Source organism: Mailhella massiliensis (assembly GCF_020741395.1).
GTDB classification, from domain to species: Bacteria; Desulfobacterota; Desulfovibrionia; order Desulfovibrionales; family Desulfovibrionaceae; genus Mailhella; species Mailhella massiliensis_A.
Genome location: NZ_DYZA01000188.1, coordinates 1 through 5,238 on the forward strand (window position 1 = coordinate 1; position 5,238 = coordinate 5,238).

General features: G+C 57.8%; 6 protein-coding genes. All 6 read left to right on the top strand.

Annotation, left to right across the window (positions count from 1 at the left end; genetic code table 11):
* Positions 1-301 (top strand): hypothetical protein (locus tag K8W16_RS09380; RefSeq protein WP_304122896.1); only part of this gene is annotated, 301 nt, incomplete at its 5' end.
* A complete protein-coding gene (locus K8W16_RS09385; protein WP_304122898.1) occupies positions 279-1,142 on the top strand; it encodes a sulfide/dihydroorotate dehydrogenase-like FAD/NAD-binding protein in 864 nt (287 codons plus the stop codon). The genes K8W16_RS09380 and K8W16_RS09385, both read left to right, overlap by 23 nt.
* 2 nt (positions 1,143-1,144) lie before the next feature.
* The gene (gene gltA / locus K8W16_RS09390; protein WP_304122899.1) at positions 1,145-2,539 is read left to right on the top strand and encodes an NADPH-dependent glutamate synthase; all 1,395 of its coding nucleotides are present in this window, start codon (positions 1,145-1,147) and stop codon (positions 2,537-2,539) included.
* Between the two features lie 274 nt (positions 2,540-2,813).
* Positions 2,814-3,554 (top strand): basic amino acid ABC transporter substrate-binding protein, encoded by a 741-nt coding sequence (locus tag K8W16_RS09395; protein WP_304122901.1) that lies wholly within the window; start codon positions 2,814-2,816, stop codon positions 3,552-3,554.
* A 117-nt stretch (positions 3,555-3,671) separates the two neighbouring features.
* On the top strand, positions 3,672-4,418 hold the full coding sequence (locus K8W16_RS09400; protein ID WP_304122903.1) for an amino acid ABC transporter permease: 747 nt from the start codon (positions 3,672-3,674) through the stop codon (positions 4,416-4,418).
* Positions 4,402-5,151, top strand: coding sequence for an amino acid ABC transporter ATP-binding protein (locus tag K8W16_RS09405; RefSeq protein ID WP_304122905.1), 750 nt, complete (start codon positions 4,402-4,404; stop codon positions 5,149-5,151). The genes K8W16_RS09400 and K8W16_RS09405 overlap by 17 nt, the downstream gene beginning before the upstream one ends.
* The last annotated feature ends 87 nt before the right edge of the window (positions 5,152-5,238 follow it).

The window sequence follows — 5,238 nt, forward strand, 5'->3', positions numbered from 1 at the left end:
TTGGAGAGCGCTCCCCTGCCACGCATATGGGACGGCTTACGCGAGGGGAGCGGCCGGGGCATGGAGCAAGGCGGCATTGACGGGCCGCCTTTTTATTTCTATGGATAGGGGAAAAGCTTTGGAGTTTTTCGCGTACACGCAAATTCCCTCACAGCTTTCCGGTGGCTTTTTTTCCTGGCGTCTGGTCGTTTTGGAAGGAGCCGTCGTGCCATATCTGCCGCCGCCGGTCGTATATTCACGCCCGGCTTCCGACCTGGACAAGGATGCATGGAGGTTTTATGCCCACGAAAATTCTGCATAAGGAAAAACTGATTCCCGGCCGCACCAGTAAACTGGTGCTTGATGCCCCGCAGATCGCTGCGACGGCCCGCCCCGGCCATTTCGTCATACTGCGCGTGGACGGGAACGGCGAGCGTTTCCCGCTCACCATCGCCGATACCGACAAGGAACATGGTACCATCACCATCGTGTACTTGGTGTTGGGCCGCTCCACCCAGATGCTTGAGGAGCTGGAAGAAGGCCAGGAAATCCTCGATGTTTGCGGGCCGCTCGGCCGCGCCACGAATATTGAAAATTTCGCTGCGCCGAAGAAAGTCATCTGCGTGGGCGGCGGCACGGGCGTGGCCGCCATGCATCACATTGCCAAGGGGCATCATGAGGCTGGCAACTATGTCATCGCCTGCATCGGCGCGCGCAATAAGGACCTTTTGCTGTTCCAGAAGGAACTTTCCCTGTTCTGCGATGAGGTGCTCGTTTCCACGGACGACGGCTCCGAAGGTCAGAAGGGCATTGTGACCGACCTTGTGCGCGGCCGTTTGGACAGCGAAGGCGAAAATATCGCCGAAGTGGTGGCCGTAGGCCCCGTACCCATGATGCAGGCCGTAGCGGAGCTCACGCGCGGCTATGGCGTGCCCACCACCGTGAGTCTTAACTCTCTTATGGTGGACGGCCTCGGTATGTGCGGCGCGTGCCGCGTGACTGTGGGCGGGGAAATGAAGTTCACCTGTGTGGACGGCCCGGAATTCGACGGCCATAAGGTGGATTTTGCGGAACTGCGCAGCCGCCTCGGTTCCTTCCGTACCCAGGAAGCCCATGCCCGTGAACATCATCGCTGCAACTGCTTTGAAAGGAAGGAGGCCTAACCATGAGTCAGGAAGTCACCCGTGGGGCGAAGATTCCCCGTCATGATATGCCCTGCCAGGCCCCTGAGGAACGTATCAAGAATTTCGGCGAAGTGGCTCTGGGCTACACTGCGGAAATGGCACATGAGGAAGCCACCCGTTGCCTTCAATGTAAGAAGCCCCTTTGCCGTACCGGTTGTCCCGTGGATATCGCCATCCCCGACTTCATTGCCGAGGTGGTGAAAGGCGATATTGATGAAGCGAGCCGTATCATCCACGCTTCCAGCAGCCTGCCTGCCGTGTGCGGCCGCGTCTGCCCGCAGGAAAAGCAGTGCGAAGGCCGCTGTATTCTCGGCAAGAAAGGGCAGCCTGTGGCTATCGGCCGTCTGGAACGCTATGTGGCCGATCATGCCAGTGCGGAAAAGATTCCGGAAATCAAGAAGGTGGGGCGCCGCGTGGCCTGCATAGGTTCCGGTCCCTCTTCCGTGACGTGCGCAGGCTATCTTGCCCGCCTGGGTGTGGACGTGACCATGTTTGAAGGCCTGCACGAGGCCGGCGGTGTGCTCATTTACGGAATTCCTGCTTTCCGTCTGCCCAAGGACGTGGTGGCCCGTGAACTGGACGGGCTGCGCGCCATGGATGTTGATATCCGGCTGAACCATGTGGGCGGCCGCACCGTGACTGTGGACGGGCTGCTCAAGGAAGGGTATGACGCCATATTCATCGGCGTGGGCGCCGGTCTTCCGCATTTCCTGGGGGTTCCCGGCGAAAACTGCATCGGCGTCTTCTCGGCCAATGAATACCTTACCCGCGTCAACCTGGGCCGAGCTCATTCCTTCCCTGAATATGATACCCCCGTGGCTCCGGGCAAGCATGTCACCGTGTTCGGTGCGGGCAACGTGGCCATGGACGCCGCGCGTACGGCGCTGCGCCTCGGCGCGGAAAGCGTGCATATCGTCTACCGCCGCACTCGTGCGGAAATGCCCGCCCGCGGTGAGGAAATCGAACATGCTCTGGAAGAGGGCGTGAAGCTGCTTGAACTTTCCGCGCCCGTGCGTTTCCTGCATGATGAGGAAAATCACCTCACCGGCGTGGAACTTCAGCGCATGGAACTCGGCGAACCCGATGCTTCCGGCCGTCGTCGTCCCCGCCCCGTGGAAGGTCAGAACTTCGTTTTGGAGACCGACCTTGCCATAGTGGCCCTGGGTACGCGTTCCAATCCTCTCATGTTGGACTGCACGCCCGGCCTGAAGCTGACCGAGAAGAACTACATAGCCGTGGATGAAAACGGCGAAACTTCCATTCCCAACGTCTACGCCGGCGGCGATATCGTGACCGGCGCGGCCACCGTGATTCTGGCCATGGGCGCCGGCCGTCGTGCGGCCCAGAGCATCGCCCGCAAGATGGGGCTGGAATAGTTTTTTCTGAGGGAACTGATGCATGAGGCCGCCCCGGAAAGGGGCGGCCTTTTCCGTGCCGGAAGATCCGCTGCGACGGAAAATCCTACAGGAAAAGAGGGCACTTTTCTTTCCTTCCTTGACATCATGCCCCTGCATCATTCATAGTGTCCAAGATTATATTATTAATATCCATGCCGGTCTGCCCGCTGGGGAGGGGCTGCCGGTGAAAACAGAGGGGGAGGGCTGAGCTTTCAGCCCTGTTACTGTACTTTTTGCCACTCAAGGAGTCTCCATGCTTCGTCGTCTTCTGTGTGCCTTGTTTCTTCTGCCTACGCTTCTGTGTTCTTCCGCCATGGCGGCGGAAAAAATTATTGTCGCCACCAATCCTGAATGGCCTCCGATGGAATTTCTTGATGATAATAAACAGATCATCGGTTATGATATGGATATGATGACGGCCATAGGCAAGGAAGTGGGCCTTGAGGTGGAGTTCCGCATGACGGCGTGGGACGGTATTTTTGCCGGTATTGCCGCGGGCAACTACGACGTGATCGCCTCTGCCGTGACCATTACGCCTGAACGTCAGAAGGCTTTTGCCTTTACCGTGCCCTATTATGACGTGCAGCAGATCGTGGTGCTGCGCAAAGGGGACTCCGCCGAAAACTTCGAGGCCCTGAAGGGCAGGGTGCTCGGCGGGCAGATCGGCACCACCGGCATCTTCGTGGCTCAGAAAAGCGGCGTGGACATGACTATTCGTGAATACGACAGTGTAGGCCTCGCCATGCAGGATCTTTTGAATTCCCGTATCGACGCCGTGATCTGCGACTCTCCCGTGGCCCTTTATTATGCCAACCAGAAGGAAGGTTTTGCCGACCATCTCACCGTCGCCTTCCGTACCGAGGCCACGGAGTCCTTCGGTTTTGTGGTACAGAAGAACCGCAAGGACCTTGTGGAGCGCCTGAACAAGGGTATAGAGGCCGTGCGTGCAAAGGGCATAGAGGCTGAACTCATCCGCAAGTGGTTGGGCGACTAGGCGATTTGCCTCACCTTCAGCTTCAGGGTATGCTGCCTTATGCGCGACAATGAGGAAAATTCCCTTCCGGCCGGCGTCGCTCCGGAAGGGAAAATAGAGGTTCCGGCCGGAGGTCTTGTGCTTCCTGATTCCGAAAAGGGGAGCCTGGTCAACGCCTGGTCCCTTTCCCTGGTAGGCGCGGTGGCGGTGCTTACGTTTCTGTGCACCGTCTGGCCCGATCCCTATCTTGAGATTCTCCGTTTTGTCCCGGAAGGTCTTATCGTCACCTTTGAAGTGACTATTCTTTCCATCATCTGCGCCATTCCCCTCGGCCTCATCACGGGGCTGGGCAGGCTTTCCCACAACAGGGTGATCAACCTCATTGCCTCTACCTATGTGGAAGTAATACGCGGTATTCCCCTGCTGGTGCAGATTTTCTACATCTATTATGCGCTTGCAAAGTTTCTTCAGGTCAGCGGTCTGACCTCGGCCGTCATTGCCATCAGCTTCTGTTACGGCGCGTATATGGGTGAAGTGTTCAGGGCCGGCATCATGGCCATACCCAAGGGGCAGACGGAGGCTTCGCGCTCCCTGGGGTTCAACAAGGTGCAGACCATGGTACTGGTGGTACTTCCCCAGGCCCTGCGTACCATAGTACCGCCCGTGGGCAATGAATGCATCGCCATGCTCAAGGATACCTCGCTGGTTTCCGTCATGGCTATGCCCGACCTCATGCAGTACGGCCGCAGCTTCGCTGCGAAGAGCTATCTGTACTTTGAAACTTACACCATCATTGCGTTGATCTATCTCATCATCACGCTGCTGCTGTCCAAAGCGGTCAGCATTCTGGAATCCAGGCTGAACTACTATGACAAACGCAAATAGTGCGGAGCCCATCATCCGTATCGAACATGTGTGGAAATTCTTTGGAGAGCTGCCCGCCCTGCAGGATGTTTCCCTGCATGTGTATCAGGGGCAGCGCGTGGTCATCATAGGCCCGTCCGGTTCCGGCAAGTCCACGTTGCTGCGTTCCATCAACAGGCTTGAGGAAATCAACAGCGGGCTCATCGCTGTGGACGGTATTGATGTCAACGACCCGAAAAACGATATCAACAAGATCCGCCAGAACTTGGGCATGGTGTTCCAGCAGTTCAACCTGTTTCCTCATAAAACCGTGCTCCAGAACCTGACCATGGCTCCGTGCAGGTTGCGCGGTACTCCTCGGAAGGAAGCCGAAGCCCGGGCGCTGGTGCTTCTGGAAAAGGTGGGCATCAGCGACAAGGCGAACGTGTATCCTGCCATGCTTTCCGGCGGACAACAGCAGCGTGTGGCCATTGCCCGTGCATTGGCCATGCAGCCGGAGCTCATGCTTTTCGACGAGCCGACCTCGGCGCTGGATCCTGAAATGGTGGGCGAAGTGCTGGATGTTATGGTAAACCTTGCCCGCGACGGCATGACCATGATCTGCGTGACGCATGAAATGGGTTTTGCCCGCACTGTGGCCGACGTGGTGGTGTTCATGGACAAGGGGCAGATCCTGGAAATGGGAAGCCCGGAAGAGATTTTTGAGCGTCCCCGGCATCCCCGGCTTCAGCAGTTTCTGAAGCAGGTGTTGTGAAGTTCCGCACCGTTAAGCCAAGGCCCTTTCCCCCGACGGGAGAGGGCTTTTTGGGTTAAAAGCCCCCAGCTAGGCTGGAGGATCCTG